The sequence below is a fragment of the Pseudomonas sp. TAE6080 genome, assembly GCF_018732265.1.
Taxonomy (GTDB): Bacteria; Pseudomonadota; Gammaproteobacteria; order Pseudomonadales; family Pseudomonadaceae; genus Aquipseudomonas; species Aquipseudomonas brenneri.
Genome location: NZ_JAHIDY010000017.1, coordinates 96,129 through 122,642, shown reverse-complemented (window position 1 = coordinate 122,642; position 26,514 = coordinate 96,129). Strand labels below are relative to the sequence as shown.

Below are 26,514 nucleotides of genomic sequence, written 5' to 3'. Positions count from 1 at the left end.
TAGCAGCGTGAGAACCGAAAAGAATGTCCGAAATTACTGGACCAGTTCAGCTTGCCTGCGATAGCGTCAGACCAGACACCCCATGGCTATATCCCTACCCAAATCCACCAATACCACTATCACCCGCTTTTGCCTTCCTGCCACAACAGGGACGCATTTGCTCCCTAGCATGGCCTTCATCAGTTTGATGAGGTGCCACCATGAACACAGCCCAGCTCAACCCCGGCGCGCCGATGAAGGTGCGTGGTATCCAGAAGCGCTTTGGCGCCTTTACCGCCCTGGACCATGTGTCCCTGGACGTCGAGGCCGGTGAACTGGTGTGCCTGCTTGGCCCCTCGGGCTGTGGCAAGACCACTCTGCTGCGCTGCATCGCCGGCCTGGAGCGCCAGGACAGCGGCGAGTTGTACCTGGGTGATCGCGATGTTTCCCTACTGGCACCGCAGGCGCGGGACTACGGCATCCTGTTCCAGTCCTACGCACTGTTTCCCAACCTCAGCGTCGAGGCCAACATCGGCTATGGCCTGACCGGCAGCGGCCGCGATGAAGTGCGCAAACGCGTGGCGCAGATGCTGGAGCTGGTCGGCCTGACCGGCAGCGAAAAGAAATACCCCGGCCAACTGTCCGGTGGCCAGCAACAACGGGTCGCCCTGGCCCGTGCCCTGGCGCCGGCCCCGTCGCTGTTGCTGCTGGATGAACCGATGTCGGCCCTCGATGCCCGGGTGCGCGAGCACCTGTGTACCGAACTGCGCCAACTGCAACGCCGCCTGGGCATCACCACCTTGATGGTCACCCACAACCAGGACGAAGCCATGCTGATGGCCGACCGCATCGCTGTGATGAACAACGGCAAGGTCGAGCAGTACGCCACTCCTCAAGAGATTTACGACCGCCCGGCCACCCCGTTCGTGGCCGAGTTTGTCGGCCAGGGCAACTGGCTGCCGTTCAGCCGCAACAGCGCCAGCCACGCCCAGGTCGGCGGGATGAATGTGCGCCTGGCCGATGACTGCGGTAAAGCCGCGTCGGGCCGCCTGTTCTGCCGGCCGGAAGCGATCAGCGTCAACCCGCCGGTGCATGAGGAAAACCTGTTCCCGGCCAAGGTCCGTGAGATCACGTTCCTCGGCAACCGTTGCCGCATGAGTTTCGAACTGGACCAGTTGCCCGGTCACCCCATGCTCGCCGAACTGGCACCGGAAGCCATGCCACGCCTGGGCGCCCAGGATATCTGGGTCGCGCTGCCACCGCGCAGCCTGCAGGTGTTTGCCTGAGATGGCCGCTGACATGACCCTGCCGATACCCGACCGCGCGGCTCGCCAGGTTTCCCGTGCCGAAATCGGCGACCGCATCTTTGTAGTGGGCGGCAAGTTGCTGCTGCTGTGCCTGTTGGGCATCGCCGTGTTGTTGCCGTTGCTGGCGATCTTCTGGCGCGGCTTCAGCGCTGAAGACGGGCAGGGCGGCGGGCTGGTGGCGGCGCGCGAACTGCTGACCAGCGCCAACTTCCACTGGCTGCTGGGCAATAGCCTCAAGGTTTCCCTCAGCGTTGCGGCCATCGTCGTACCGCTGGCCTATCTGTTTGCCTACGCGCTGCAACGCACGCTGATCCCCGGCAAGACGCTCTGGCGTGGCCTGTCATTGCTGCCGCTGATGGCGCCCTCGATGTTGCCGGGGATTGCCCTGGTGTATCTGTTCGGCAACCAGGGCATGTTGCGCGGCCTGCTGTCAGACAACATCTACGGCTTCTGGGGCATTGTCCTCGGTGAAGTGATCTACACCTTTCCCCATGCCCTGATGATCCTGCTGTCGGCGCTGTCTTTGGCGGATGCGCGGCTGTTCGATGCTGCCTCAAGCATGGGCGCCAGCCCGGCCCGAGCGTTTCGCAGCATCACCTGGCCGGCGACGCGCCAGGCTGTGTTCGCCGCGTTCTGCCTGGTGTTCACCCTGACCATCACCGACTTCGGCGTGCCGGTGGTGGTGGGCGGCGACTATCAAGTGTTGGCGCTGGAAGCCTACAAGGCGGTGGTTGGCCAGCAGCAGTTCGGTCGCGGCGCCTTGATCGGCATGGTGTTGCTGCTGCCGGCGCTGCTCAGTTTCGCGGTGGATACCTGGCTGCGCCGGCGCCACGGTGATTCCATGAGCGGCCGCGCCCAAGTGTTCCAGCCGGCGCCGTCGCGCCTGCGGGATGGTTGCTACCTGGCGATTGTGTTGCTGATCTGCGCGGTGTTGCTGCTGGTATTCGGCATGGCGGTGTATTCGTCGCTGGTGAAGTTCTGGCCGTACAACCTGTCGCTGTCGCTCAACCACTACCAGTTCAACGACACCGCCGGCGGCGGCTGGCTGGCCTATCGCAACAGTTTGACCATGGCCATCTGCACCGCACTGATCGGCAGTGTGCTGATCTTCACCGGCGCTTACCTGATGGAAAAGACCAAGGGGCAAAAAGGCCTCAACCTGGCGCTGCGCATGCTCAGTTTTGTGCCGATGGCGGTACCGGGCTTGGTGCTGGGCCTGGGCTATGTGTTCTTTTTCAACCTCAATGGCAACCCGCTGCATGTGCTCTACGGGAGCATGACGCTGCTGGTGGTGTGCACCATTGCGCACTATTTGACCACTGCGCAGATGACCGCCACGACCGCCCTGCGCCAACTCGACGCCGAGTTCGAAGCCGCTGCGCTGTCGCTCAAGGCGCCGCTGTACCGCCACTATCTGCGGGTCACCGTGCCGATCTGCCTGCCGGCGCTGTTGGACATCCTGCGCTACCTGTTTGTCTCGGCGATGACCACCGTCTCGGCGGCGATCTTTCTCTACAGCCCCGACACCATCCTCGCCGCAGTCGCCGTGTTGAACATGGACGACGCCGGCAATGTTGGCGGCGCGGCGGCCATGTCGACCTTGATTCTGTTCACTTCAGCCGGCGTCTCGCTGCTGCTGGCGTGGGCCTCACGCGGCTTGTTGCGCCGCTCCCAGGCCTGGCGCCAAACCGCGCCCGGTCAATAACTCTGCCCCACACAAGGAAACGCACCATGTTCAAGCCCCTGGCCCTCGCCGCTGCTGTGCTCACCGCGTTCAGCCTGAATGCCTTTGCCGCAAAAACCGAGTTGACCGTGTACACGGCCCTCGAAGCCGAGCAGTTGAAGACCTACAAAAAAGCCTTCGAAGCGGCCAACCCGGACGTCGAGATCAAGTGGGTGCGTGACTCCACCGGGATCATCACTGCCAAGCTGCTGGCGGAAAAAGCCCGCCCGCAAGCCGACGCGGTATGGGGCCTGGCGGCGTCCAGCCTGGCGATCCTCGATCAGCAAGGCATGTTGCAAAGCTACGCGCCCAAGGATCTGGACAAGATCGGCAAGAACTACCGCGACGCCGCCAACCCGCCGGCCTGGGTCGGCATGGACGTGTGGGCCGCGACTATCTGCTTCAACACCGTCGAAGCCGAAAAGCAGGGCCTGAGCAAGCCGATCAGTTGGCAGGACCTGACCAAGCCCGAGTACAAGGGCAAGATCGTCATGCCGAACCCGGCGTCGTCCGGCACCGGGTTCCTCGACGTCAGCGCCTGGTTGCAGACCTTCGGCGAGAAGCAGGGCTGGCAGTACATGGATGACCTGCACCAGAACATCGGCCAGTACGTGCACTCCGGCTCCAAGCCGTGCAAGTTGGCGGCCTCCGGTGAGTTCCCGATCGGGATTTCCTTTGAATACCCAGCGGTGCAGTTGAAGCGCCAGGGCGCGCCGCTGGATATCGTTTTGCCCAAGGAAGGCCTGGGCTGGGACATTGAAGCCACTGCGGTGATCAAGGGCACTGCCCACCAGGAAGCGGCGCAGAAACTCGCCGACTTCTCCGCCAGCCCCGCTGCGATGGAGCTGTACAAGGAAAACTTCGCAGTCCTGGCCCAGCCGGGTATTGCCAAGCCGCAGACCGAGCTGCCGGCGGACTACGAGCAACGGCTGATCAAGAACGACTTTGCCTGGGCCTCGAAAAACCGCGACAACATCCTGACTGAGTGGCGCAAGCGCTATGACGGCAAGTCGGAAAAACAATAACTTCAACCGTTGCTAAAACTGTAGGAGCGAGCTTGCTCGCGAAGAACGTGAACGATAACGCGGGCAGTCAGAATGCACGCTGCGCCCTCAGGTTTTTCGCGAGCAAGCTCGCTCCTACAGGGGGCGAACACCATGACACACCACACTGACCTACTGATTATCGGCGCCGGCATCCTCGGCCTGTCCCACGCTTACGCCGCCGCCAAGCGTGGCCTCAAGGTCAAGGTCTTCGAGCGCACGGCCACGCCCCTGGGCGCCTCGGTGCGTAACTTCGGCCAGGCGCTGGTCACCGGCCAACCACCAGGCCCGATGCTCGACCTGGCCCGGCAAAGCCGTGATATCTGGGGGCAATGGGCACAACTGGCGAACCTGCAACTCAAGCGCAATGGCTCCTACCTGTTTGCCCGCACCGAAGCCGAAGAACACTTGCTGGAAGCGTTTTGCGCCGGGCGCGCCGAGGAATACGGCTACCGCGTCAACCTGCTGCAAGGCGCCGCGATGAATGATCTGTATGGCGGCCAGTTTCGTCATCATCGCGCAGCCTTGCACGGCCTGGACGATCAGCAGCTGTATTCACGCGAAGCACTCCCTGCGCTGATCAACTACCTGTGCCGCGAACTCAAGGTGGAGTTCCACTTCTCCACCCTGGTACGTGACATCGAGCCCGGCCAACTGCACAGCACAGCCGGGAGTTTTCGCGGCGAGCAGATCATTGTCTGCTCCGGCCACGACTACCAGACCCTGTTGGCCGAGCAGATCGCCGAACTCAACCCGCAGATCTGCCACCTGCAAATGCTCCGGGCCCGGCCCAAGGTCGACCTGAACCTGCAACATGCGCTGCTGACAGGCCTGAGTTGCGTGCACTACGGCGCTTTCGCCGACTTGCCGGAAGCGGCGTCAGTGCAGGCGCAGATCCTGCGGGATGTGCCGCACCTGCATGAAAACGGCATCCACCTGCTGATCAGCCCGACACCGTATGGCGAGTTGATCATCGGCGACTCCCACCATTACGGCAGTGATCCGTCACCGTTCAATGCCGAACAGGTGGACAACTGGATGATCGAGCTGGCAGAACAGACCCTGGGCTGCCAGATTCAGGTCGTGGAGCGCTGGCAGGGCGTCTATGGTTCCCGTGGGCCGGGGCCGTTTTCGTTCCTGCGCGCTGCAGATGGCGTGAGCGTGGCCTTGATGCATACGGGTGTAGGCATGAGCGTGGGGCCGGCGATGGCCGAGCGCAATATCACTGAGCTGTGGGGGGAAGTGTGATGCAAGCTGAACACGTTATCGCGCAAGTCTTTGCCTTGTACGAACGGCATGGTGCAGCCGACTACATTGGCGAGCCGGTGTCGCAGATCGAGCATATGTCCCAGGCCGCACAATTGGCCATGGCCGAAGGCTTCGATGACGAAGTGGTTCTGGCGGCGTTCTTCCACGATATCGGGCATATCTGCGGCCAGGGTGGCGAGAACATGGGCGGCTACGGCGTAGTCAGCCATGAACGCCTGGGCGCCGACTATCTGCGGCGCGCCGGCTTCAGTGAGCGCCTGGCAAAATTGGTGGAATATCACGTACAGGCCAAGCGCTACCTGACCTTCAGCCAGCCGGACTATTACGACCGCTTGAGCGAGGCCAGCCGCCGCACCCTGGGTTACCAGGGTGGGGTGATGACGGCCGATGAGGCCCGGGCGTTCGAGCAGGATCCGCTGTGCGCGGTGAGCCTGCGCATGCGCCACTGGGATGAACAGGCCAAGCAAATGCACGTGCCGGTGCTGGACCTTGAGGTGCTGAAGGCCAAGGCCCGGCAACTGCTGGCGGCCTAAGCCTCGTCCAGGCGCTGGGCCAGGGCTTCGATCTGTTCCTGGCGTTCGGCCTGGCTCAACCTTGGGTGAGGGTTGAGCGACGACCATTGCGGATGGGCGCGCGCCTTGTGCAGGGCGTCGGGCAGCTTGCCTTCACGCCAGGTCTTGTCCTGCGGGGTGTCGACCTTGATGCTGTGCATCGCCGCATGCCCGCGCAGGGCCAGGGCCTTGAGCAACTGGCGCTGGCGCAGGGCCAGCAGGCGCAGCACGCTGTCATCCACGGTCAGCTCGCGCTGGCCCTTGATCTTGCCCAGCAGACGGCTGCCGTAGCTGCGCGCGGTTTGCAGCGCACCGCCGGCAATCGCCCCGGCCAGGGCGGCGGCGCCCAGGGTCAGGCCGCCGACCAGCAAGTCCACACCGGCGCCGGCCGCGGCTCCTGCTGCAATCCCGCCGCCGACCCGCACCCCTAGTTGCTTGAGGGTTTCGGGGTTGAACAAGTCGTCACCCCAACGCCCGTCCAGCAGCGGCAGGTCGCTGGCCGCAGCGTCCTGCGGGCGGAAGCCGAACAACTTGAGCAGGGCTTCGACGCAACGTTGTTCGCGCTGGCGCACGGCTTTGCGCAGATCGCTGATGGCTTGTTGTTCATCCTCGGTGACCACACTGCGCCGGCACGCGGCGCAGTCGATCAGCAGCTCGGCGATCAGGCGGGCAGCGCTTTGCTGGCGCGCATGGCGTTGAGCCTCCTGATCGAGGATCAGCCGTTCCAGCTGTGGGCGTGAGCTTTCCAGCAACAGGGCCAGGCTTTCATACAGCCGTCGCTCGCCATCTTCCGGCGGCGCCACGCTGTCAAAGCGCACCAGTGCATGCAAGCCCAGGCGTGCCAGGGCTTCGCGCCAGTCCGGCTCGCGGTGGTCGCTGCTGCTGACAAAGTTGAGCACCGGCAGCAGTGGCTTGCCGCAACTGGCCAGCACTTGCAGCTCGTCGCGGTATTTGGCCAGTACCGGTTCCCGGGCGTCGATTACATACAGGCCGGCGTCGGACGCGAGCAGTTGACGCAACACCTTGGCTTCCTGTTCGAAGCGCTGGCGGGCTTCGTTGCCTTCCAGGAAACGGGCGAGGCGGGCCGGGCCGTCTAGGCGTTCGCCCGGTCGGTCGAGGCGTTCGAGGTAGTCGAGCAGGGCGATGGCATCTTCCAGGCCTGGCGTGTCGTACAGCTCCAGCAAGGCTTCACCGTCGACCGACAAACGCGCGCCTTCGACATGCCGGGTGGTACTGGGGCGGTGGGACACTTCGCCAAAGCCCACGTCACGGGTCAGGGTACGCAGCAGCGAGGTCTTGCCGACGTTGGTGTGGCCGACCACCGTCAGTTTCAGGGGTTTAGTCATGACCGGTCTCCAGCCAGGTGAGTGGCGCGCAGTCGGCGAAGGGCAGGTCCAGTTGCTGCAAGGCCGTGTGCCAATCGCCGAGGCGCTCGGCATCCAGCGCCTGGCCCGGTGGTGCTTGCAGCAGCCAGACACGGGTGGCGCTGGCGCTGCGGGCCAGTTCGCCGATCAGCGCCAGGCTGCCACGATCCGGCGAGCGGCGTGGGTCGCAGGCGATCACCAGGCGAGCGGGCGGGAAGCGGGTCAGTTGCTCCAGCAGCTTGTGGCGCGACTCGCGGCTGTCGAGGATGCCGGCGTTCTTGACCGTGGCCGGCAGTTTGGGCGGCCAGGGGTGCTGGTCGTCCAGTTCGATGGCCACCAGCAGGGCGCCATCGCTTTGCAACTCGCTGGCCCCGCCGCTGACTGGGTGCAACTGTTCTGGAGCCGCATCGTTCACACCGAGGCGTTCGCTGCTGGGCATCAAGGCTTCGCGCAACGAGCTGTAGCCGGGCAGGTTGAGGTCCAGGCGCAAGGCGGCACGCCCGCGTTGCCAGCGCCATAGGCAGAGGAGAGCGAGGACCAGCCGGGGCAGCAGGCCGTAGACCAGCAATACGCCCACCAGCCAGGCAGCCCAGGCCTGGCGGGCGCTTTCGATATTGAGTGCAGAGTCGCCGCTGGCGCGGATCATTTCCACCGTCGGCACGCTGAAACCGAGCAGGGCGGGCAGGCTGCCCAGGGCCTGGGTCACGCTGACAAAGGTGTCGGCGCCGAGAATGGTGGTTTCCCAGACAAAGCCGTAGCGCCGGGTGGCCATCAAGGTCAGCAGGATCACCAGCGCGCTGCACAGCGCCAGCAGCCACAGGCCATTGACCAGCACGCCAACCGCCCAGCGGTTGAGCTTGTGGCGTTGCAGCAACAACAACAACGCGGGCGCCAGTTGCGCGGCCTTGGCATCGCGGGCGAGTTTTTCGCTGAGCCACAACCACAGGCGGCCGAGGCTGGCGCTATGGTCACCCGCAAATAGCAGGCCCAGGGCCCAGCTCAGCAGCAGGATCAGGTTCAAGCCCAGCAGGCTGCCCAGGGCCCAGAACACATTGACCGGGGTCAGACCGTTGCCCAGCGCGGCGAAGGCCAGGCCGGCGCCGCTGACGATGGCTAGCACCATCAGCACGATCAGCGCCAGGCGCGCACCTTGCAGCCAATGAAGCAGGGCGGCGCTCAGGCCGTCACGCTCGGCCAGCCACAGCGCACGGTGTTGAATGCGCGTCGGCAGGTCGCCGCCGCTACTGCGGGCCAGGCGATTGGCTTCCTGGTCCTCCAGGGGGCCTGCGTGTTCTTCACGCAGGCGCACGGTTTCCGTCAGCCAGATTTTTTGCAGGGGGTTCAGTGCAGTCACGCGCCGTCCTGTTGTGTCAGTGAGCCTGGAGCATAACCCCTGGCCCGCGCCTCTGGTATTCTCGTCGCCATGAAAAAAACTCTCCCTTTAAGCCTGATCGCAGCCCTCGGTGAAAACCGCGTGATCGGCGTCGACAACAGCATGCCCTGGCATTTGCCGGGGGATTTCAAATATTTCAAGGCCACCACCCTGGGCAAGCCGATCATCATGGGGCGCAAGACCTGGGATTCCCTGGGGCGACCGTTGCCGGGCCGCTTGAACATTGTGGTCAGTCGTCAGACCGACCTGGTGCTTGAAGGTGCGCAAGTTTTTCCTTCACTGGATGCAGCCGTTGCGCGGGCCGAGGCCTGGGCGCTGGAGCAGGGTGTGGACGAGCTGATGCTGATCGGCGGCGCGCAATTGTATGCGCAAGGGCTGGAGCAGGCGGATCGCCTGTATCTGACGCGGGTTGCGTTGAGCCCGCAGGGGGACGCGTGGTTTCCGGAGTTTGACTTGAACCAGTGGAAACTGGTGTCGAATGTGCAGAATCCGGCAGAAGGCGACAAGCCGGCCTACAACTTCGAAGTCTGGGAAAAAGCCTAACTGTAGGAGCGAGCTTGCTCGCGAAGAACCTGAGAGCGACGCGGCCATTCAGTATGCCCGCGTCATCGTTAACATTCTTCGCGAGCAAGCTCGCTCCTACAGAGTTATGCCTGTGCTAGTTCCGCATGCTCATCGGCATTGAGCAATTCTTTATCCGTCTGCTGCATGATCTGGCTGGTAATCGCCCCCGCCGTCATCGAGCCATTGACGTTCAACGCCGTACGGCCCATGTCGATCAGCGGCTCCACGGAAATCAGCAACGCCACCAGCGCCACCGGCAAGCCCATCGCCGGCAGCACGATCAGCGCGGCAAACGTCGCACCGCCGCCCACGCCTGCCACACCGGCCGAGCTCAAGGTCACAATCGCCACCAATGTTGCGATCCACAATGGGTCGAGCGGGTTGATGCCCACGGTCGGCGCCACCATCACCGCCAACATCGCCGGATACAGGCCGGCGCAACCGTTCTGGCCAATCGTCGCGCCAAACGAGGCGGCAAAGCTGGCGATGGACTGCGGGATGCCCAGGCGACGGGTTTGCGCTTCGATGCTCAACGGGATGCTTGCTGCGCTGGAGCGACTGGTAAACGCGAAGGTCAGCACCGGCCACACCTTGCGGAAGAAGCGCAGTGGGTTGATCCCGGCCAGCGACAGCAGCAGGCCGTGGACTACAAACATCAGCCCCAGTGCCAGGTAGGACACCAGCACGAAGCTGCCGAGCTTGATGATGTCTTGCAGGTTGGAGCTGGCGACCACTTTGGTCATCAACGCCAGTACGCCGTAGGGGGTCAGCTTCATGACCAGGCGCACCAGGCGCATCACCCAGGCTTGCAGGGTGTCGATGGCGTTCAGCACTTTCTGGCCTTTTTCCACGTCATCCTTGAGCAGTTGCAACGCGGCAACGCCCAGGAACGCGGCAAAGATCACCACACTGATAATCGACGTCGGCTTGGCCCGGGCCAGGTCGGCAAACGGGTTCTGCGGGATGAACGACAGCAGCAACTGCGGGATATTCAGGTCGGCGACCTTGCCCGCGTAGTCACTCTGGATCACTTGCAGGCGCGCCAGTTCCTGGGTGCCGGCCACCAGACCTTCGGCGGTGAGGCCGAACAGGTTGGTCAGGCCGATACCGATCAGTGCCGCAATGGCGGTGGTGAACAGCAGTGTGCCGATGGTCAGGAAGCTGATCTTGCCCAGGGACGCGGCGTTGTGCAGGCGGGCCACGGCGCTGAGGATCGAGGCGAACACCAGCGGGATCACGATCATCTGCAACAGTTGCACATAACCATTGCCGACCAGGTCGAACCAGCCTATCGAGGCCTTGAGTACCGGGTGGCCAGCGCCGTAGATCGTGTGCAGGGCCACACCGAAGGCAACGCCCAGGACCAGGGCGAACAACACCTTCTTGGCCAGGCTCCAGTGAGTACGGCGGGTTTGGGCCAGGCCCTGCAATAATGCGAGGAACACCAGCAGGTTGAGAATCAGCGGCAGATTCATTGAAGCTCCAGGTAAAGGACTGCCAATCGCATGAGCGTGCGACTGCGAACCGGAAATCCTAACAGCTTGAAATATATTGATTTAATACCGTTATGGAATGGCGACTGTCGTTTTTGGAATAAGGCATTGACGTTCCTGTGTACGCGGGTGGCGGGATCAGGACGCCGTCGGTCGTGCGTGTAGCGGGCGTTGTCATACAGATTTGTTAGCGTTTATGCCTTTCACTCAGGGAGAAAACGCACATGAAGCTCGCGCCGAGACTGTTTGCCGCCGCGCTATGCCTGGGGCTTGCCAGCCAGGTCATGGCCGCCACCGAGTTGAAACACTGGCCCGCACCCGCCGCCAAGCAACTGAATGAGATGATCGCCGCCAACGCCAACAAGGGTAACTACGCGGTGTTCGACATGGACAACACCAGCTACCGCTTCGACCTCGAAGAATCGCTGCTGCCGTACATGGAGAACAAGGGCCTGATCACGCGGGACAGTCTCGACCCGTCGCTCAAGCTTATGCCGTTCAAAGACACCGCCGATCATAAGGAAAGTCTGTTCAGTTACTACTATCGCCTGTGCGAAGTGGACGACATGGTCTGCTACCCGTGGGTCGCCCAGGTGTTCGCAGGCTTCACCCTCAAGGAACTCAAGGGCTACGTCGATGAGCTGATGGCCTCCGGCAAGCCGGTACCGGTCACCTACTTCGAAGGCGACGTGGTGAAGAACATGGAGGTGCAGCCACCGAAAATCTTCACCGGCCAGACCGAGCTGTACAACAAGTTGATGGAAAACGGCATCGACGTGTACGTGATGACGGCGGCCTCTGAAGAGCTGGTGCGCATGGTCGCGTCTGATCCCAAGTACGGCTACAACGTGAAGCCGCAGAACGTGATTGGCGTCAGCCTGCTGCTCAAGGACCGCAAGACTGGCGAGCTGACCACCGCACGCAAGCAAGTCACGGCCGGCAAGTATGACGAAAAGGCCAACCTCGACCTGGAGCTGACCCCGTACCTGTGGACCCCAGCGACCTGGATGGCCGGCAAGCACGCGGCGATCCTCACCTACATCGATGAATGGAAAAAACCGGTACTGGTCGGCGGCGACACCCCTACCAGCGACGGCTACATGCTGTTTCACGATGTGGACGTGGCCAAGGGCGGCATTCACTTGTGGATCAACCGCAAGGACAAGTACATGACGCAAATGAACGGCATGATCGCCAAACACGCTGCGGCCCAGGCCAAGGAAGGCTTGCCGGTGACGGCGGACAAGAACTGGGTGATCGTCAAGCCCGACGAGATCCAGTAACCCGTCTTAAGCCCAAGTGCAGTCAATGTGGGAGCTGGCTTGCCTGCGATGGCATCGACGCGGTGTATCAGGTACGCCGTGGTGTCCGCATCGCAGGCAAGCCAGCTCCCACATTTGATCTCCTGTGGCTTGGCGATTCAGGCAGGCAAAAAAATGCCCCGCACTTGGCGGGGCATTTTCATGGGCGGGGCTTACAGGCCGTCAAGCATCGCCTTGTTACGTACCGCACCCTTGTCGGCACTGGTGGCCAGCAGCGCGTAAGCCTTCAGCGCGGTGGTGACTTTGCGCGGACGCTTCTCCACTGGCTTCCAGCCCTTCTTGTCCTGCTCGACCCGGCGCGCGGCCAGTTCTTCATCGCTGATCAACAGGTTGATCGAGCGATTCGGAATGTCGATCAGCACCTTGTCGCCATCCTGCACCAGGCCTATCGCGCCGCCGGCAGCGGCTTCTGGCGAAGCGTGGCCGATGGACAGGCCCGAAGTACCGCCGGAGAAGCGACCGTCGGTCAGCAGCGCACAGGCTTTGCCCAGGCCCTTGGACTTGAGATACGACGTCGGGTAGAGCATTTCCTGCATACCCGGGCCGCCTTTCGGACCTTCGTAGCGGATGATCACGATGTCGCCTTCTTTCACTTCGTCGGCGAGGATGCCGCGTACCGAGCTGTCCTGGCTTTCGTAGATCTTGGCGCGGCCTTCGAACACATGGATCGACTCGTCCACGCCGGCGGTTTTCACCACGCAGCCGTCGAGGGCGATGTTGCCGTACAGCACGGCCAGGCCGCCTTCTTGCGAGTAGGCGTGCTCGACGCTACGGATGCAGCCGTTTTCACGGTCGTCATCCAGGGTTTCCCAACGGGTCGACTGGCTGAACGCCGTCTGGGTCGGGATCCCGGCAGGGCCGGCCTTGAAGAAGGTGTGCACGGCTTCGTCGTCAGTCTGGGTGATGTCCCACTTGGCGATGCCTTCGGCCAGGGACTTGCTGTGCACGGTCGGCAGGTCGGTGTGCAGCAGGCCGCCACGGGCCAGGGAACCTAAGATCGAGAAGATCCCGCCGGCACGGTGCACGTCTTCCATGTGGTACTTCTGGATGTTCGGCGCGACTTTGCACAGCTGGGGTACATGCCGGGACAGGCGGTCGATATCGCGCAGGTCGAAATCGATCTCGGCTTCTTGCGCTGCGGCCAGCAAGTGCAGGATGGTGTTGGTGGAACCGCCCATGGCGATATCCAGGGTCATGGCGTTTTCGAACGCCTTGAAGTTGGCGATATTGCGCGGCAATACCGACTCATCGTTCTCGGTGTAGTAACGCTTGCACAACTCGACGATGGTGCGGCCGGCCTGCAGGAACAATTGCTCGCGGTCGCTGTGGGTCGCCAGTGTGGAACCGTTGCCCGGCAACGCCAGGCCCAGGGCTTCCACCAGGCAGTTCATCGAGTTGGCGGTGAACATGCCGGAGCACGAACCGCAGGTTGGGCAAGCGCTGCGCTCGTATTCCGCGACCTTCTCGTCAGAAGCGCTGGAATCGGCGGCGATCACCATGGCGTCCACCAGGTCGAGGCCGTGGGAGGCGAGTTTGGTCTTGCCGGCTTCCATCGGGCCGCCAGAGACGAAGATCACCGGGATGTTCAGGCGCAGCGAGGCCATCAGCATGCCCGGGGTGATCTTGTCGCAGTTGGAGATGCACACGATGGCGTCGGCGCAGTGGGCGTTGACCATGTACTCCACGGAGTCGGCGATGATCTCGCGGCTCGGCAGGGAATACAGCATGCCGTCATGGCCCATGGCGATGCCGTCGTCCACGGCAATGGTGTTGAATTCCTTGGCCACGCCGCCAGCGCGTTCGATCTCACGGGCGACCAGTTGGCCAAGGTCCTTGAGGTGGACATGGCCCGGCACGAACTGGGTGAACGAGTTGGCAATCGCGATGATCGGCTTCTTGAAGTCGTCATCTTTCATCCCCGTGGCACGCCACAGCGCGCGCGCGCCGGCCATGTTGCGGCCGTGGGTGGATGTTTTCGAGCGGTAATCTGGCATGGAGCACTCCGGGCGGCTAATCAGGAATCAAAGGGGAGTGAGCTTCTATTGACGTCTGGAACACCCGAAAAATGGCCCTGGTGTCCGGAAGTTGCCGCAAACGTGACGGGATCGCCGTGCGCATTGGCCTTGAGCTCATAAACCCGCCGGGGGATGACTGGCGATGAATACGGCCGATTCTACACCGTCTTCCTGTAGGAGCGAGCTTGCTCGCGAAAAACCCATAGGCGACGCAGGTTGCCTGGGGGCGCTGCGTTATCGTTGGCGTTCTTCGCGAGCAAGAACTAGGCGTCCCCCTCGCTCCTACAGGGGAAAGCGTTAGCGCCCGACCCGTAAATTCGTCAACCAGCCCCAGAGGCTGAACACGATGAAGCTGACCGCAATGGTCAGCAGCAGATGCGTTCCGGTTTGTGCCAAGGCCGCACTGCTTATGGCGGCCGTGAGGAACATGATGCTGTTCCCGGCCGATGCAGCGGTGCCCGCGCTGCTCGAGAACAACAGCATCGCTGCGGAAATCGCAGCGGGCCGAACCAGGGTGACGGCCAGGGCGCTGATCAACATGGGGATGAGCAAGGTCACGGTGGTGATGGCTTCCAGGCTGACGACCAGCGTTAGCAGCGCGCCCGCGACGAGCAGCAAGCCGAGGCCGATGTTGATTTGCCGGGACAGCGCCATGCGTTTTTGCAGGTACGAAGCCGCCACGCCGCCGAGCAGGTAGGCTACGCCGTACACCATCAGTACCAGCGCGTACTGGTATTCGGACAGTTTCAACGCATCCATGAAAATCAGCGGTGTCACGCTGATCAAGGCGAAATAGCAGGCAAACACCAGGGCGGCGATCCACCAGTAGCGCAGGAAGTCGCGATTGGCGGCGACAGCTTTGAGCGTGCCCAGGATCGAGACGGGCGCGCGGTGCGGGCTGGTAGCCTTGGGCGGCAGGATGCAAAACGCATGGATCAACATGCCCAATGCCATTAGCGCAAACCCATAAAAGCTCCCTTGCCAGTCGAAGGTGGTTTGCAGCCAGGAGCCGATCAGCGGTGACAGCGCTACAAACGAGCCGCTCAGGGTCATGTAATAGAGGCGTACGCGGGCGCGGTCTTGTTCGTCGAACAAGTCTTCCACCAGCGCGTGGCCCAGCACGAAAAATCCACAGCCCATGGCCTGCACACTGCGAAACAGCAGGAAGCTCAGGTAATCCGGCGCCATTGCGCAACCGATGGCACCGAGGATCGACAGGCTGATACAGCCGATCAGCACTTCCTTGCGCCCCCATTTATCCGACAGCGGGCCGGCCACCAGTTGGGAAGTCGCAAAGACCAGCGTGAACAGGCTGATGGACAGCGCGATATCTGCGCTGGGCGTGTCGAAGCGGTTTGCCAGTGCGGGGAAAGAGGGCAGCAGGATATTGATCGGGAAGAAGCTGATCAGGGAAATGCAGGTGATGAGGATAAAGCGGGAGAGGGTGGGCCCAGACATTGTTTTTGTTTTCCGGAGTAGAACCAGAAACCGATACTAGTCTGCGAAAAGTGGAATTCAATCAAAACCGTTGGCGGAAGTTTCCTGGGCTCGTGTGGGTTGCGACGGTAGGAAAAATCTTTCTGATACAGCACAAAAAAATGTGGGAGCTGGCTTGCCTGCGATAGCGGTGTAACAGATTAAAAATCTGTAACTGATACACCGCTATCGCGGGCAAGCCCGCTCCCACCTTTGATCTGTGTTACTTAGCTATTGGGCAACAACCGGCACGTAATGCTCTTGATATACCGCGTCTCGACAATCGCCGGGTGCACCGGGTGGTCCGGGCCCTGGCCGCCGCGTTCCAGCATCTGGATATTGCGGTCCAGGTGGCGGGCGCTGGTCAGCAGGATGTTTTGCAGGTCGTCTTCCGGCAGGTGCATGGAGCACGAGGCGCTGACCAGGATGCCGTCCTTGCTGAGCAGGCGCATGGCTTGCTCGTTCAGGCGGCGGTAGGCGCCTTCGCCGTTTTTCATGTCTTTTTTGCGTTTGATGAAGGCCGGTGGGTCGGCGACGATCACGTCGAAGCGTTCTTCGCTGGCTTTCAGTTCTTTCAACGCTTCAAAGACGTCGCCTTCGATGCAGGTCATCTTCTCCGCGACGCCGTTCAGCGCGGCGTTGCGCTCGACGCCGTCGAGGGCGAAGGCGGAAGCGTCGACGCAGAACACTTCACTGGCGCCGAACGCTGCGGCTTGCACGCCCCAGCCGCCGATGTAGCTGTACAGGTCGAGGACGCGTTTGCCTTTGGCATACGGGGCCAGGCGTGCGCGGTTCATGCGGTGGTCGTAGAACCAGCCGGTCTTCTGGCCCTGGATCACCGGGGCTTCGAACTTCACGCCGTTTTCTTCGAGGGCGACCCACTCTGGCACCAGGCCGAACACGGTTTCGACGTAGCGGTTGAGGCCTTCGGCGTCGCGTGCGGCAGAATCGTTCTTGAACAGGATGCCGCTGGGCTTGAGCACTTGGGTCAGTGCGGCGATCACGTCTTCTTTATGGGCTTCCATGGTCGCCGAGGCGATCTGTACCACCAGGATGTCGCCGAAACGGTCGACTACCAGGCCTGGCAGCAGGTCGGAATCGCCGTAGACCAGGCGGTAGAACGGTTTGTCGAACAGACGGTCGCGCAGGGACAGGGCGACGTTCAGGCGGTGCACCAACAGCGACTTGTCCAAAGGCAACTTGATGTCGCGCGACAGCAGGCGTGCGCAGATCAGGTTGTTCGGGCTCATGGCCACGATGCCCAGGGTCTTGCCGCCAGCCGCTTCCAGAATAGCCTGGTCGCCTGCCTGGAAGCCGTGGAGTGGGGTGGCGGCCACGTCGATTTCGTTGCTGTAGACCCACAGGTGGCCGTTGCGCAAACGGCGATCGGCGTTGGCTTTGAGACGCAGGCTTGGCAGGGACATGACGTCGCTCCGGAAAAAAGAGCGGGAGTATACCCTTTGCGCATCCGTTCATGTGGGAGCTGGCTTGCCTGCGATGCAGGCGGCGCGGTGTATCTGACGTACGGCGTTGATGCTATCGCAGGCAAGCCAGCTCCCACAAAAGACCGAGATAGAGGTTAGAATCGCCGCCTAGCCCAGAGTGTGTACTTATGTCCCAAGAGCTTTCCGCCGAACAGATCCAGCAGGCCCTGCAAGGCATCAGCGTGCCGCCTCAACCGCAAATCATGGTGGATTTGCAGATGGAGCAATACATGCCCGATCCGGACCTGGAAGTGATTGCGCGGTTGATCTCCCAGGACCCCGGCCTGTCCGGTTCGTTGCTGAAAATCGTCAATTCGCCGTATTACGGCCTGAGCAACAAGATTGCCTCGATCCAGCGGGCGGTCAACCTGCTGGGCAGCCGTTCCATCGTCAACCTGATCAATGCCCAGTCGATCAAGGGCGAGATGAGTGACGACACCATCGTCACCCTCAACCGGTTCTGGGACACCGCCCAGGATGTGGCAATGACCTGCCTGACCCTGGCCAAGCGCACCGGCTCCCAGGCGGTGGATGAAGCCTACGCCCTGGGCCTGTTCCACGATTGTGGCGTGCCGTTGATGCTCAAGCGCTTCCCGGACTATATGAGCGTGCTGGAAGAGTCCTACGCCAAGGCGGGCCCCGACTGCCGGGTGGTCGATACCGAGAACCGCGCGTTCCACACCAACCATGCGGTGGTGGGTTACTACACCGCCAAGTCCTGGCGCCTGCCGGAGCATGTGACCAACGCGATCGCCAACCACCACAACGCCCTGGCGATTTTCAGCGATGAGTCGGCGCGCAACAGCCCACTGAAAAACCTGCTGGCGATCCTGAAGATGGCCGAGCACATCTGTGCGTCCTATCGGGTACTGGGCAACCAGACGGTGGACCATGAATGGGAGAGCATCGGCCATCTGGTGCTGGATTACGTGGGCCTGTCGGATTACGACTTCGAGAACCTGAAGTTGTCGATCCGCGAATTGGGCGCGCACTAACCTTTCTATCGCGAGACGAATATGCCTGAGCTGCCAGAAGTCGAAACCACCCGGCGCGGGATCGCGCCGCACCTGGAAGGCCAGCGGGTCAGCCGGGTGATCGTGCGTGAGCGCCGCCTGCGTTGGCCGATTCCCGAGGATCTGGACGTGCGCCTGTCCGGGCAGCGCATCGTGCTGGTGGAGCGTCGCGCCAAGTATCTGCTGATCAATGCCGAAGTCGGCACCTTGATCAGCCACTTGGGCATGTCGGGCAACCTGCGCCTGGTGGAAGTCGGCCTGCCGGCGGCCAAACATGAACATGTGGACATCGAACTGGAGTCAGGCCTGGCCCTGCGCTACACCGACCCCCGGCGCTTTGGCGCGATGCTCTGGAGCCAGGACCCGCATAACCACGAACTGCTGCTGCGCCTGGGGCCAGAGCCGTTGACTGACCTGTTCGACGGTGAGCGCCTGTTCCAGCTGTCCCGTGGGCGCTCCATGGCGGTCAAGCCGTTCATCATGGACAACGCGGTGGTGGTGGGCGTGGGCAATATCTACGCGACCGAGGCGTTGTTTGCCGCCGGGATCGACCCGCGCCGGGAGGCCAAGGGCATTTCCCGTGGGCGATATTTGAAGCTGGCGATTGAGATCAAACGCATTCTTGCGGCTGCCATCGAGCGTGGCGGTACAACCTTGCGTGATTTTATTGGCGGCGACGGGCAGCCGGGGTATTTCCAGCAGGAGCTGTTCGTCTACGGGCGCGGGGGCGAGGCGTGCAAGGTCTGTGGGAGTGAGTTGCGTAATGTGATGCTGGGGCAGCGGGCGAGTGTGTTTTGCCCGAAATGCCAGGGCTGACTTTGTGTGAGGGCGGCTGCCGTCATCGCGGGCAAGCCCACATTTTGATTTGTGAATACCTTCAAATGTGGGAGCTGGCTTGCCTGCGATAAGGCCCGCCCAGCCACCACAAGGTTTCAGGCCTTACCGGTAATCAAGCGGTACTTCTCCATCAATTGCTCTTCTGTTTCCGGGCGGGCTTCATCCAGCGGAATGCAATCGACCGGGCACACTTGCTGGCACTGGGGCTCGTCATAGTGGCCGACACACTGGGTGCACAGGTTGGGGTCGATCACGTAGATCTCTTCACCCTGGGAAATGGCAGCGTTCGGGCACTCGGGTTCGCAGACGTCGCAGTTGATGCAATCGTCGGTGATGATCAGGGACATGGAAACTCCTGCCAGGGCACTTGAGCCAAGGCATCTGAAAACTAATGCGCGCAATTGTGCCGCATTGGCGCCCGCAGTGCGAGCAGGCGCCGATCAAGCGGTCTTACTTCTTGAAGCGTAGGGTCAGGGCGTCGGCGACCGCAGGGTGCACGAACTTGGTGATATCACCGCCCAATGCCGCAATTTCCCGGACCAATGTCGAGGAAATGAACGAATAACGCTCCGACGGTGTGAGAAACAGGCTCTCGACGTCCGGTGCCAGTTGGCGGTTCATATTGGCCAGCTGGAATTCGTACTCGAAGTCCGACACTGCACGCAGGCCGCGCAGGAATACATTGGCGTTCTGTTCCTTGGCGAAGTGCGCCAGCAGTGTCGAAAAGCCCACTACTTCAACGTTCGGCAGGTGCTTGGTGACCTCGCGCGCCAGTTCCACGCGCTGTTCCAGGGGAAACAGCGGGTTTTTCTTGGGGCTGGCAGCGACCGCGATGATCACATGGTCGAACAAGCGCGAGGCGCGTTCGACCAGATCGCCATGGCCTTTGGTAATCGGGTCGAAGGTACCTGGGTACAACACTCGGTTCATCGCGTCGTCCTGGCGGAGTCCGTTGGGGAACCGGATGGTATCGCAGCCATCCCGGTCGGCCAAGTCAACTTATTCAGAAGAAAGCACTATAGACACCGCGAATACCCCTATGAACCCCTGTAGGAGCGAGCTTGCTCGCGAAGAACGTCAACGATAACGCAGCGCTATCAGATAGCCCGCGGTGCCTATGGGTTCTTCGCGAGCAAGCTCGCTCCTACAGGGGGCCATCATTGGCTTTTCATGCTGTTTTCAGGCGTTCGGCCAGTGCCGTCGCCAGTTGCGCGGTCAGGCCATACACCGACAGTTGTGGGTTGGCGCCGATGCTGGTGGGGAACAATGAACCATCGTGGATCGACAGGTTACGCAACTGGTGATGCCTTCCGAGGCTGTCGGTCACGGCGTTTTTCGCCTCTTCACCCATGGCGCAACCGCCCATCACGTGGGCGCTGCCCAGGCAGGTGCGGTGCAGTTCCAGGTTCAGGCCGTCAATCAGGCTGCGGGCTTCGGCCAGTGTGCTGACGTATCGCGCATCGTGGTGCAGCGGCTTGACCGACTTGGCGCCGGCGGCAAACTGGATTTCGGCCATGCTGTGGAAGGCCCGGCGCAGGCCATCCCAGGCATAGGGCGAGACCTCATAGTCGAGTACCGGCGTGCCATCGCCCCGCAGGCCGACGCTGCCGCCCTGGCTGTCAGGGTGGAACCCGTCCCGCAGCAGCGCGAGCATCGCATGGGTCTTGGGCAACTGGCTCATGTCCAGGGCGTTCTGCGTGCCATAACCACCGAACAACGTACTGGCCAGGGCCGGGTGCAAGGGCGGCGCTTCAAGCTTGTAGGACATTTTACCGGTGGTGCCGTCCTGCCATTGGAAGTGGTCGGAGTAAATCGACTGTGGCGCGCCATAGAACGGGTTGATCACCTCGTCGAACAGCCCTGCGGAAAAATTCACCAGATGCAGGAAGGTGCGCTTGCCCAGGCGTGAGTGCGGGTCGGGCGCGTCGGAGCGCATCAGCAGCGCCGGGCTGTTGATACCGCCGCCGGCCAGCACGTAATGCTTGGCCTTGACCGTGATCTTGCGGCCGGTAGGCGCTACGCAGCGTGCGTCCATGGCCACGCATTCGAGGCTGGTGATGGTGTCGCCGCTGAATTTCAGGCGCTCGGCGCGGGCCAGGTACAACAGCTCGCCGCCTTGCTCCAGGGTCGAGGGAATGGTGGTCACCAGCATCGATTGCTTGGCGTTGACCGGGCAGCCCATGCCGCAATAGCCCAGGTTGAAGCAGCCGCGCACGTTGCGTGGGATCACGTGCCAGCTGTAGCCAAGCTTTTCGCAGCCTTTGCGGATCACATCATTGTTGGGGTTGGGTGGCAGGGCCCAGGGTGCGATGCCCAGGCGTTGCTCCATCTTTTCAAACCACGGCGCCATCTCGGCGCTGCTGTGGCCCGTGACCGCGTACTCGCTGGCCCAGTGGGACAACGTCGGGTCGGGTGTGCGAAAGCTCGATGTCCAGTTGATCAGCGTGGTGCCACCCACCGCGCGGCCCTGCAGGATGGTAATGGCCCCGTCCTTGCTCATGCGCCCGATGCCTTCCTGATACAGGCTGGCGTAGGCCTCGTCTTCCAGCAGCTTGAAGTCGCTGCTGGTCTTGAGCGGGCCTTCTTCGATCAGCAGCACCTTGTAGCCAGCGGCGCTGAGGATTTCGGCGGTGGTGCCACCGCCTGCGCCGCTGCCGATGATTGCGACATCGGCCTCCAGGGTCAGGTCCTGGTCAAGGGCGGCGCCATTGTGGGTTTTCCAGCCGCGGGCCATGCCATCGCGGAACACATCAGGTACGGGCATCAGCTTGTTCTCTTGTTTTTATCAGCGGTCATGACGTGTAGGAGCTATCACGGTCAGATCTTCGGCGGCCCGGGGTATCCGCAATGGGCCCAGGACTCGGGCCGGAAATACCAGGCCATGATCACCAGCTTGAGCAGCGAGCCGTGGCCCATGCGCAGCAGGTTGAGGAAGCTGTTTTCCCAGCGATGCAGGAAGTTGCGGATCTGCTCGCTGCTGGCGTTTTCCCAGCTGCCCCAGACGCCGGTGAGCGGGCCACGGGTGACGGCCATGCCCAGCACATCGAACAACTGCTGGGTCAGCTTGAACATCTCCGGCGACAGGTGCTGCAGGCTGTAATCGAGCTTTTTAAGCGTGTCTTCAATCCCTGCGGCCACGACCCCGGCGCTGGCCGCCCCTTCCAGCAACACCGGAATCACCGCGCGCAAAAACGGCAGGTCGCTGTTGCGCAACATGGCAAAGCCGCTGGCGGGGGTGCTGCTGGAGCAGCCGCTGAGGCTGGCGCCAAGGCCGGCGGTCGCCAGGAAGGCCGTGCCGCACAGGCCGATTTTCAAGACGCCGCGCCGCGACAGCGCGGGTGATTCAGTCAGGCTAGGGTTCATTTTTATTGTTGTCCCGGTGATAACGGTTTTAGCGCACGAACAGCTTCTGGATCAGTTTCTGGATGGCTTTGCCATACGGCGGGTAAATCAGCTTCGCCGCGTTCAGGCGCTGCTTGATCAGTACGCCCTTGGCCTTGCTGAAGGTGAGGAAGCCTTCATGGCCATGGTAGTGGCCCATGCCCGATGGGCCGATGCCGCCAAATGGCATATCGTCCTGGGCCACATGCAGCAGGGTGTCGTTCAAGCACGCACCGCCGGAATGGGTTTCGTGGAGTACGCGATTCTGTTCGGCCTTGTTGTAGCCGAAGTAATACAGCGCCAGTGGGCGAGGGCGTTGGTTGATGTAGGCAAAGGCCTGGTCGATCCCGCGATAGGGCACGATGGGCAGCACCGGGCCGAAAATCTCGTCCTGCATCACGGTCATCTCATCGCTGACATTTAGCAGCAGGCTATGGGCCATGCGCCGGGCCTGGCCCTGGTCGTAGAGCGGCACCAGGGTCGCGCCCTTGTCGGTGGCGTCCTTGACGTAGGCATTGAGCCGGGCGAGTTGTCGCTCGTTGATGATGGCGGTGTAGTCCGGGTTATCGGCCAGTGTCGGATAAAACCCACGTACCGCCTGGGTGTAGGCCTCGACGAAGCCCTCTACCCGGTCCTCTGGAACCAGCACGTAGTCCGGCGCCACACAGGTTTGCCCGGCATTCAGCGCCTTGCCGAACGCGATTCGTTCGGCGGCGTCCTTGAGTGGTACATCCGCCGAGACAATGGCCGGGGATTTGCCCCCCAGTTCCAGGGTGACCGGGGTCAGGTGCTCGGCGGCGGCGCGCATCACATGCTTGCCGATGCTGGTAGCGCCGGTGAACAGCAGGTGATCGAAAGGCAGTTTGGAAAACGCCATGCCCACTTCCGCTTCGCCGAGCACCACGCATACCAGGTCTTCGGGGAAGATTTTCGCCAGCAGGGTCTTGAGCAACTGACCGGTGGCCGGGGTGGATTCGCTGAGCTTGAGCATCACCCGGTTGCCCGCCGCCAACGCACCGACCAACGGGCCGATGGCCAGATACAACGGGTAGTTCCAGGGCACGATCACCCCGATGACCCCCAGCGGTTGATAGATAACTTTGGCAGACGCCGGCTGGAAGGCTATACCTACAGCGCGGCGCGACGGTTTCATCCAGCCCTTGAGGTGTTTGCTGGCGTAGTGAATGCCGTGCAGGCTGGGCATCAGTTCGGCGAACAGGGTTTCATCGGCGCTGCGATGGCTGAAGTCACTGCTGATGGCCTCGATCAGCGCCTGGCGCTCGTCGCTGAGCAGGTCGCGCAAGGCCTTGAGCCACTGCTGGCGCTGCGCCGCCGGCGGCATCGGGTTACCTGCGTAGGCACGCCGTTGGGCGTCAAACAGGTCCTGGAGTTGGTCCAGCGCCTGGGAATCTTGCAGGTAGGCAACGTTGGCAGACATGGCGCAGATCCTGATTGTTATTGGTATAACTGCGTTTTTAGAGTCATTGCTCTATTTTGTCAAATGCCTTCGCAGCAGCATGCAGTTTTATCCTGGCAAGGATAGACCGTAAGATGTTTGCATCAGGATTCAAGAAGCCGATACCCCATGGCACCACGAGTAAAAACCAGCGAACGCATTGTGCAAACCAGCCTGGAGCTGTTCAACCAGCAGGGCGAGCGCAGCATCAGCACCAATCACATTGCCGCCCACATGGAAATATCCCCGGGCAACCTGTACTACCACTTCCCGAACAAGCAGGCGATTATCGCGGTGCTGTTTCGCGAGTACGAGGCCTTGGTGGACAGCTTCCTGCGCCCGCCACAGGGGCGTGCAATGGTGGTCGAAGACAAGCGCTTCTATCTGCAGGCGGTGCTGGCCGGTATGTGGCGCTATCGCTTTTTACATCGTGACCTTGAGCATTTGCTGGAGAGCGACCCGGAACTGGCTACGGGCTACCGGCGTTTCTCCCAGCGCTGCCTGATTCAGGGCGGCGCGATTTACCGGGGGTTTGTCGAGGCCGGAATCCTGAATATGGACCCGGTGCAGACCGAGGCCCTGACCCTCAATGCCTGGATCATCCTGACCTCCTGGGTACGTTTTTTGTGTACCACCAATGAAAACTCCACGCACCTGAGTGCCGAGGCGATCAAGCGCGGGGTGTATCAGGTGCTGGTGCTGGAGGCCGGGTTTATCACGCCGCAGGCTAAAGAGGCCGTGGACGGGTTGTTCAAGGAGTTTTACGTGCCGTTGAATCAGGCACTGGAAGAAGTGAAGTAAGCCCTTTCCTAAACGTATTTCCAGGAGTCCGTCATGCCGCTTGCGCAACTGATCAGCCCGCCACAACTGGCCGAACGCCAGAAGCACGCAGGCTTAGTCGTCCTCGATTGCCGTTTTGCCCTGGAAGACCCGGACTACGGGCGTTGCAGCTATGCCGAAGGGCATATCGAAGGTGCGCAGTATGCTGACTTGGAACGCCACCTCAGCGGGCCGGTGACCAGGGGTGTGACCGGGCGCCATCCATTGCCGGCGCCCCAGGCACTGATCCGGCAGTTGCAGGCCTGGGGCATCAATGCCGACAGCGAGATCGTGCTTTATGACGACGGCCCAGGCGCGTATGCCGCCCGTGCCTGGTGGCTGCTGGCATGGTTGGGCAAGCGTGACGGCGTGTCGATCCTCGATGGTGGGCTGAAAGCCTGGCATGCCGCGGGTTTCCCCTTGAGCCTGGATGCGCCGAGCACCGAGCCTGGCACCTTCACCGGCAGCCCGGACAACCACCTGTTGCTGGATGCCGAACACCTGCAAAAACGCCTGGGCCAGCCAGGCCTGACCCTGATCGATGCTCGCGCCTTGCCGCGTTTTCGCGGTGAGGTGGAGCCGATTGATCCGATTGCCGGGCACATTCCCGGGGCGCAATGTGCGGCGTTCAACGAGAACCTGGGCAGTGATGGGCGTTTCTTGCCGGTGGAGCAGCTCAAGCAGCGGTTTGCGCAAAAGCTGCAAGACCGTTCGCCGGATGAGTTGGTGGCGTATTGCGGCTCGGGTGTGACGGCGTGCCACAACCTGTTTGCCCTGAGCCTGGCGGGTTATCCGTTGGGCAAGCTGTATGCGGGGTCGTGGAGCGAGTGGATCAATGATCCGCAGCGACAAATCGCGACCGGCGACTGAGTTGCCGGGCCTGTAAACCCAATCCAATGTGGGAGCAGGCAAGCCAGCTCCTACATTATCGACCGGGTTGAGACAGTAACCACTGCGGGATCCGCCGTTCCAGGTAGTACCCAGGCGTCTTCACCGACCCGTCGACAAACCCCACATGCCCACCCTTGGCCTGCAGCTCAAACTCGATGCAGTCCGACAGTTCGCTGGCCTGGGGCAGGCTATGGGCAAACACAAAAGGATCGTCCGCCGCCTGGATGATCAGCGTCGGCGTGCGAATTGCGCCTAGAAAGTAGCGACTCGACGCGCGCCGGTAATAGTCCTCGGCGCTCAGGTAGCCATGCAGCGGCGCGGTGACGCGCCCGTCAAAGTCCCAGAACGTACGCATCTTCTCCAGCGAGCCTAGGTCGGCCAGGGTCTTGAGCGCGTCTTCGCGTCCGTCCTGCTGGAATTGGCGTTGCTTGACCCGGATATAGCCGAGCATCTCGCGCATGAAATGCTTCTGATAGACCCGTGAAAAGCCCAGGCCGATGCGGTCGGCGCACTGGTCCAGGCGAAATGGCACCGATACCGCTGCTGCCCCTTGCAGGCCAGAGCTGTCGCCGGTTTCGCCCAAGTGCTTGAGCAGTACATTGCCGCCCAGGGAATAACCCACGGCATACAGCGCCGCCAACGGCCGCTTGGCCCGCAGGTGCGCGATGGTGGCCGCCAGGTCTTCACTGGCACCGGAATGGTAACTGCGGGCCAGCCGGTTGGGTTCGCCGGAGCAGCCGCGCCAATTTAGCGCAACGCTGGTCCAGCCCTGACCGGCCAGGGATTTTTGCAGGCCTGCGACGTAGGGCGAATTCGACGAACCGGTCAGCCCGTGTAGCACCAGCACCAGCGGCGCATGGGGATCATGCGGGCCATGCCAGTCGAGGTCGAGAAAGTCGCCATCCTCCAGCCACAGGCGTTCGCGCTGGCGAACGAGGTGGTTGGTAGCGCGCCAGAGCGGGCCCCACAGCGTTTGCAGATGGGGGTTGCCAAGGCCGAAGGCGGGGGTGAAGCGGTTGGATGAAGGCGTCATACACACCGATAACTGTAGGAGCGAGCTTGCTCGCAAAGAACCAACAAGCGACGCATCTCTATCAGATGCGTTGCGTTATCGTTGGCGGCCTTCGTCGGAAC

General features: G+C 62.0%; 23 protein-coding genes. 11 read left to right on the top strand and 12 right to left on the bottom strand.

The annotated features are described in order from the left end of the window. Positions 1 to 200 precede the first annotated feature (200 nt). From KL786_RS14965 to KL786_RS14945, 5 genes are all read left to right on the top strand, one after another. The gene (locus KL786_RS14965; RefSeq protein WP_215518103.1) at positions 201 to 1,265 is read left to right on the top strand and encodes a putative 2-aminoethylphosphonate ABC transporter ATP-binding protein; all 1,065 of its coding nucleotides are present in this window, start codon (positions 201 to 203) and stop codon (positions 1,263 to 1,265) included. A gap of 1 nt (position 1,266) precedes the next feature. Further along, positions 1,267 to 2,991 (top strand): putative 2-aminoethylphosphonate ABC transporter permease subunit, encoded by a 1,725-nt coding sequence (locus KL786_RS14960; protein WP_215518102.1) that lies wholly within the window; start codon positions 1,267 to 1,269, stop codon positions 2,989 to 2,991. Between the two features lie 26 nt (positions 2,992 to 3,017). After that, entirely contained in the window at positions 3,018 to 4,034 is a 1,017-nt protein-coding gene (locus KL786_RS14955) for a putative 2-aminoethylphosphonate ABC transporter substrate-binding protein (protein ID WP_029289369.1), read from the top strand. A gap of 132 nt (positions 4,035 to 4,166) precedes the next feature. Next, entirely contained in the window at positions 4,167 to 5,300 is a 1,134-nt protein-coding gene (locus tag KL786_RS14950; RefSeq protein ID WP_215518101.1) for a TIGR03364 family FAD-dependent oxidoreductase, read from the top strand. Then, on the top strand, positions 5,300 to 5,854 hold the full coding sequence (locus KL786_RS14945) for a phosphonate degradation HD-domain oxygenase (protein WP_215518100.1): 555 nt from the start codon (positions 5,300 to 5,302) through the stop codon (positions 5,852 to 5,854). Before KL786_RS14950 ends, KL786_RS14945 begins: the two co-directional genes overlap by 1 nt. On the opposite strand, the gene KL786_RS14940 is transcribed toward KL786_RS14945, so the two are convergent. Together KL786_RS14940 and KL786_RS14935 are read right to left on the bottom strand one after the other, a co-directional pair. Beyond that, on the bottom strand, positions 5,851 to 7,218 hold the full coding sequence (locus KL786_RS14940) for a DUF3482 domain-containing protein (RefSeq protein ID WP_215518099.1): 1,368 nt from the start codon (positions 7,216 to 7,218) through the stop codon (positions 5,851 to 5,853). The two genes, KL786_RS14945 and KL786_RS14940, sit on opposite strands and share 4 nt — an antisense overlap. Then, positions 7,211 to 8,590, bottom strand: a complete 1,380-nt coding sequence (locus KL786_RS14935) for a DUF2868 domain-containing protein (protein WP_215518098.1) — start codon at positions 8,588 to 8,590, stop codon at positions 7,211 to 7,213. The genes KL786_RS14940 and KL786_RS14935 overlap by 8 nt, the downstream gene beginning before the upstream one ends. A 69-nt stretch (positions 8,591 to 8,659) precedes the next feature. Here KL786_RS14935 and KL786_RS14930 point away from each other — a divergent pair, with 69 nt between their 5' ends. Beyond that, positions 8,660 to 9,172 carry a dihydrofolate reductase gene (locus tag KL786_RS14930; RefSeq protein ID WP_215518097.1) on the top strand — a complete coding sequence of 171 codons (513 nt, stop codon included), beginning with the start codon at positions 8,660 to 8,662 and terminating at the stop codon, positions 9,170 to 9,172. A 104-nt stretch (positions 9,173 to 9,276) separates the two neighbouring features. On the opposite strand, the gene KL786_RS14925 is transcribed toward KL786_RS14930, so the two are convergent. After that, positions 9,277 to 10,668 (bottom strand): L-cystine transporter, encoded by a 1,392-nt coding sequence (locus KL786_RS14925; protein WP_215518096.1) that lies wholly within the window; start codon positions 10,666 to 10,668, stop codon positions 9,277 to 9,279. Positions 10,669 to 10,910: 242 nt separating this feature from the next. Between KL786_RS14925 and KL786_RS14920 the strand changes: the two genes are divergently transcribed. Beyond that, complete coding sequence (locus tag KL786_RS14920; RefSeq protein WP_458729846.1) at positions 10,911 to 11,969, top strand: HAD family hydrolase; 1,059 nt, start codon at positions 10,911 to 10,913, stop codon at positions 11,967 to 11,969. A 191-nt stretch (positions 11,970 to 12,160) separates the two neighbouring features. Here the strand turns inward: KL786_RS14920 and ilvD are convergent, their stop codons facing one another. The 3 genes from ilvD to KL786_RS14905 all read right to left on the bottom strand — a co-directional run bounded on the left by ilvD (position 12,161) and on the right by KL786_RS14905 (position 16,923). Further along, on the bottom strand, positions 12,161 to 14,002 hold the full coding sequence (gene ilvD / locus KL786_RS14915) for a dihydroxy-acid dehydratase (RefSeq protein WP_179448437.1): 1,842 nt from the start codon (positions 14,000 to 14,002) through the stop codon (positions 12,161 to 12,163). Positions 14,003 to 14,320: 318 nt separating this feature from the next. Beyond that, positions 14,321 to 15,481, bottom strand: a complete 1,161-nt coding sequence (locus KL786_RS14910; RefSeq protein WP_215518095.1) for an MFS transporter — start codon at positions 15,479 to 15,481, stop codon at positions 14,321 to 14,323. Positions 15,482 to 15,726: 245 nt separating this feature from the next. Next, positions 15,727 to 16,923, bottom strand: a complete 1,197-nt coding sequence (locus KL786_RS14905; RefSeq protein WP_015886370.1) for a class I SAM-dependent rRNA methyltransferase — start codon at positions 16,921 to 16,923, stop codon at positions 15,727 to 15,729. Positions 16,924 to 17,165: 242 nt separating this feature from the next. Here KL786_RS14905 and KL786_RS14900 point away from each other — a divergent pair, with 242 nt between their 5' ends. Together KL786_RS14900 and mutM are read left to right on the top strand one after the other, a co-directional pair. Next, positions 17,166 to 17,978 carry an HDOD domain-containing protein gene (locus KL786_RS14900; protein ID WP_215518106.1) on the top strand — a complete coding sequence of 271 codons (813 nt, stop codon included), beginning with the start codon at positions 17,166 to 17,168 and terminating at the stop codon, positions 17,976 to 17,978. Positions 17,979 to 17,999: 21 nt separating this feature from the next. Next, positions 18,000 to 18,812: a bifunctional DNA-formamidopyrimidine glycosylase/DNA-(apurinic or apyrimidinic site) lyase gene (mutM, locus tag KL786_RS14895; RefSeq protein WP_215518094.1), complete on the top strand. Its 813-nt coding sequence runs from the start codon at positions 18,000 to 18,002 to the stop codon at positions 18,810 to 18,812. Between the two features lie 116 nt (positions 18,813 to 18,928). Here mutM and KL786_RS14890 read toward each other — a convergent pair whose 3' ends face one another. The 5 genes from KL786_RS14890 to KL786_RS14870 all read right to left on the bottom strand — a co-directional run bounded on the left by KL786_RS14890 (position 18,929) and on the right by KL786_RS14870 (position 23,652). Further along, positions 18,929 to 19,180, bottom strand: coding sequence for a YfhL family 4Fe-4S dicluster ferredoxin (locus tag KL786_RS14890; RefSeq protein WP_029300613.1), 252 nt, complete (start codon positions 19,178 to 19,180; stop codon positions 18,929 to 18,931). Between the two features lie 103 nt (positions 19,181 to 19,283). Continuing rightward, positions 19,284 to 19,763, bottom strand: a complete 480-nt coding sequence (gene coaD / locus KL786_RS14885; RefSeq protein ID WP_003176711.1) for a pantetheine-phosphate adenylyltransferase — start codon at positions 19,761 to 19,763, stop codon at positions 19,284 to 19,286. 238 nt (positions 19,764 to 20,001) lie between these two features. Continuing rightward, complete coding sequence (locus KL786_RS14880) at positions 20,002 to 21,597, bottom strand: GMC family oxidoreductase (RefSeq protein ID WP_215518093.1); 1,596 nt, start codon at positions 21,595 to 21,597, stop codon at positions 20,002 to 20,004. Between the two features lie 53 nt (positions 21,598 to 21,650). Continuing rightward, positions 21,651 to 22,196, bottom strand: a complete 546-nt coding sequence (locus KL786_RS14875; protein ID WP_215518092.1) for a twin-arginine translocation pathway signal protein — start codon at positions 22,194 to 22,196, stop codon at positions 21,651 to 21,653. Positions 22,197 to 22,224: 28 nt separating this feature from the next. Further along, complete coding sequence (locus KL786_RS14870; protein ID WP_215518091.1) at positions 22,225 to 23,652, bottom strand: coniferyl aldehyde dehydrogenase; 1,428 nt, start codon at positions 23,650 to 23,652, stop codon at positions 22,225 to 22,227. Positions 23,653 to 23,799: 147 nt separating this feature from the next. Here KL786_RS14870 and KL786_RS14865 point away from each other — a divergent pair, with 147 nt between their 5' ends. Next, positions 23,800 to 24,471: a TetR/AcrR family transcriptional regulator gene (locus tag KL786_RS14865; RefSeq protein WP_032858829.1), complete on the top strand. Its 672-nt coding sequence runs from the start codon at positions 23,800 to 23,802 to the stop codon at positions 24,469 to 24,471. A 33-nt stretch (positions 24,472 to 24,504) separates the two neighbouring features. After that, a complete protein-coding gene (locus KL786_RS14860; RefSeq protein WP_215518090.1) occupies positions 24,505 to 25,359 on the top strand; it encodes a sulfurtransferase in 855 nt (284 codons plus the stop codon). Between the two features lie 55 nt (positions 25,360 to 25,414). On the opposite strand, the gene KL786_RS14855 is transcribed toward KL786_RS14860, so the two are convergent. Then, on the bottom strand, positions 25,415 to 26,413 hold the full coding sequence (locus tag KL786_RS14855; RefSeq protein WP_215518089.1) for a hydrolase: 999 nt from the start codon (positions 26,411 to 26,413) through the stop codon (positions 25,415 to 25,417). Positions 26,414 to 26,514: the final 101 nt, after the last annotated feature.